Raw genomic sequence first — 2,784 nt, 5'->3', positions numbered from 1 at the left:
CCTGGTAGTCGCGCGCGACGACGAACTCCGCCTTCATGCCCAGTGCCTTCGTATAGGCGTCGGTCAGCAGCGCCAGGCCCGGAACGGTGTTGCCACCACCCGGTTCGGCGACGATGCCGATGCGGAACGTGCCGATGTCGTCGCGCCAGTCGGCGCTGGCCGTGTCCGGCCAGGATGCGGCCAGCAACGCCAGAGCAGCCATCCATGCCTTGAAGGAAGGCTTTGCCGAAAATCCGCCGCGCCTTCTCATCCCTGCCCCGCCTGTGCCGGCATCCCACCTCGCCCGACTATCGCGCCGAGCGGTTGCCGTTTGGTTTCCGAATTGCCAATGGCGATGCGGAACCCTATGTCTGGGGCCGCAGACAGGCAACATGACCCTTTGATGGCGCGCGCTTTCCTCTTCGTCCTCGACTCTTTCGGCATCGGCGGCGCCGCCGATGCCGCCCGCTATGGCGATGCCGGCGCCGACACGTTCGGGCACATTGCACTCGCCTGCGCCCAGGGTCGCGCGGACCGCGAAGGCTTGCGCCGCGGACCGCTCGCCGTGCCCAACATGATGTCGCTTGGGCTTGCCCGCGCGGCAGAAACCGCGACGGGGTTCCACTTCGACAATGGCGGCACTGAACCGCTTGCCGCGACCCTTCACGGCGCGGCGCAGGAAATCTCCAGCGGCAAGGACACGCCGTCCGGCCACTGGGAAATTGCCGGCCTGCCGGTGCGCTTCGACTGGGGCTATTTCCCCGAGACAGTGCCCGCCTTTCCGGCTGCGTTGACCGAGGCGATGATCCGGGAGGGAAAGGTGCCCGGCATTCTGGGCGACTGCCATGCGGGCGGAATCGAGATCATCGAGCGGTTCGGCGAGGAGCATATCCGCACCGGCAAGCCGATCTGCTACACCTCGGTCGACTCCGTCCTGCAGATCGCCGCGCACGAAACGCATTTCGGCCTCGAACGGCTCTACGAGTTCTGCAAGACGGTGCGCAGGCTGGCCGATCCGCTGAACATCGGCCGGGTTATCGCCCGGCCTTTCGTCGGCGAAAGCGTCGCCACCTTCGAACGGACATATAACCGCCGCGACTATGCGGTGCCGCCGCCAGAGCCGACCCTGCTCGACCGGCTGACTGGGCGCGGCAGCAAGGTCATCGCGGTCGGCAAGATCGGCGACATCTTCGCGCATCGCGGCATCTCGGAGGTGCGCAAGGCCGCCGGCAACATGGCGATGTTCGACAAGGCGCTCGGCGCGATGGACGAGGCCGGCGACGGCGACCTGGTGTTTGCCAATTTCGTCGATTTCGACACGGAGTTCGGCCATCGGCGCGACGTCGCCGGCTATGCCGCGGCGCTCGAGGCGTTCGACCGGCGCCTGCCCGAAGCGCTGGTGAAATTGAAGCAAGGCGACCTCTTCATCCTCACCGCGGACCATGGCAACGATCCGACCTGGCGCGGCACCGACCATACGCGCGAGCGCATCCCGGTGATCGGCACCGGACCTGGGCTCGCGGGCGGCGACATCGGCCTCAGACCGACTTTCGCCGATATCGGCGAGACCGTCGCGGAGCATCTCGGGCTGGCGCCCGGCCGTCACGGCACCTCCTTTTATGCGGCGATGGGCGGCCATGCCCGAACTGCCTGAGGTCGAAACCGTCCGGCGCGGGCTGCAGCCGGTCCTGGAAGGCGCTCGCCTGGTCAGGGTCGAAGCGCGCCGGCCCGATCTCAGGTTTCCATTTCCCGCGCGCTTCTCCGAACGGCTAACCGGCAAGACCATCACCGCGCTCGGCCGGCGGGCCAAGTACCTCACCATGCATGTCGATGGCGGTCCGGTGCTGATCTGCCATCTCGGCATGTCGGGCTCCTTCCGCATCGAAACCGCCGAAGGCGAAACGCCCGGCGCGTTCCATCACGAGCGCTCGAAGAATTCGGCGCACGACCATGTCGTGTTCGACATCGAATCTCCCGCGGGTACCCGCTCGCGGGTGATCTTCAACGATCCGCGCCGTTTCGGCTTCATGCTGTTTGCGGAAGGCGCGCCAGACACTCATCCGATGCTGACCGGCCTAGGCATCGAGCCGACCGGCAATGCGCTGGACGGCGCCCTGCTCGCTTCGCTGCTCGCCGGCCGCAGATCGCCATTGAAAGCGGCGCTGCTCGACCAGCGGCTGATCGCGGGACTCGGCAATATCTATGTATCAGAAGCGCTGTGGCGCGCCGGCCTGTCGCCGCTGCGCGAGGCGGGCACAATCGCCGGAGGCGGCAAAAAGGCGAGGGAGCGAAGCGAGCGCCTGGCCGAAGCGATCCGGTCGGTCATCGCCGATGCGATCGCCGCTGGTGGCTCCTCGCTGCGCGACTATGTGCAGTCCGATGGGTCGCTCGGCTATTTCCAGCATTCCTTCGCGGCCTACGACCGCGAGGGCGAGCCATGCCAAAAGCCCGGCTGCGGCGGCCATATCGAGCGTATCGTGCAGAGCGGCCGCTCGACCTTCTATTGCCGGACCTGTCAGCGGTGAGCTAGACCGATCCCTCAATCGGAACGAGGAGGCGATGCCATGACCTATGAAACAATCATCGTGGAAACGCGCGGCAAGGTCGGGCTGATCACGCTGAACCGGCCGAAGGCGCTCAACGCGCTGAACTCCCAGGTCATGGCGGAGGTGGTCGCGGCGATGAGCGGGTTCGGCGCCGATGCCGGCATCGGCGCGATCATCATCACCGGTTCCGAGAAGGCCTTCGCGGCTGGCGCCGACATCAAGGAGATGCAATCGATCGCCTTCGTCGATGCCTACACGC

General features: G+C 66.5%; 3 protein-coding genes and 1 pseudogene. 3 read left to right on the top strand and 1 reads right to left on the bottom strand.

From position 1 onward, the window contains the following. Positions 1 to 202: pseudogene (locus EN742_RS30730) on the bottom strand (phosphonate ABC transporter substrate-binding protein); the annotation flags it as partial. Between the two features lie 180 nt (positions 203 to 382). On the opposite strand from EN742_RS30730, the gene EN742_RS30725 reads away from it, so the two are divergent. The 3 genes from EN742_RS30725 to EN742_RS30715 form a co-directional block, all read left to right on the top strand. Further along, complete coding sequence (locus tag EN742_RS30725; RefSeq protein WP_128333647.1) at positions 383 to 1,633, top strand: phosphopentomutase; 1,251 nt, start codon at positions 383 to 385, stop codon at positions 1,631 to 1,633. Next, the gene (gene mutM, locus EN742_RS30720) at positions 1,617 to 2,504 is read left to right on the top strand and encodes a bifunctional DNA-formamidopyrimidine glycosylase/DNA-(apurinic or apyrimidinic site) lyase (RefSeq protein WP_126056642.1); all 888 of its coding nucleotides are present in this window, start codon (positions 1,617 to 1,619) and stop codon (positions 2,502 to 2,504) included. Before EN742_RS30725 ends, mutM begins: the two co-directional genes overlap by 17 nt. 39 nt (positions 2,505 to 2,543) lie before the next feature. Further along, the coding region (locus EN742_RS30715) for an enoyl-CoA hydratase-related protein (RefSeq protein WP_189375679.1) at positions 2,544 to 2,784 on the top strand (241 nt) is incomplete at its 3' end.

The organism is Mesorhizobium sp. M4A.F.Ca.ET.020.02.1.1 (assembly GCF_004022645.1).
GTDB lineage: Bacteria > Pseudomonadota > Alphaproteobacteria > Rhizobiales > Rhizobiaceae > Mesorhizobium.
The sequence above is the reverse complement of the archived record's forward strand: the minus strand, read 5'-3'. Positions and strand labels throughout refer to the sequence as shown.

Excerpts from the sequence above, each read along its gene's own strand:
- EN742_RS30725 (WP_128333647.1), top strand. The coding sequence starts at position 383 with ATGGCGCGCGCTTTCCTCTTCGTCCTCGACTCTTTCGGCATCGGCGGC.
- mutM (WP_126056642.1), top strand. The coding sequence starts at position 1,617 with ATGCCCGAACTGCCTGAGGTCGAAACCGTCCGGCGCGGGCTGCAGCCG.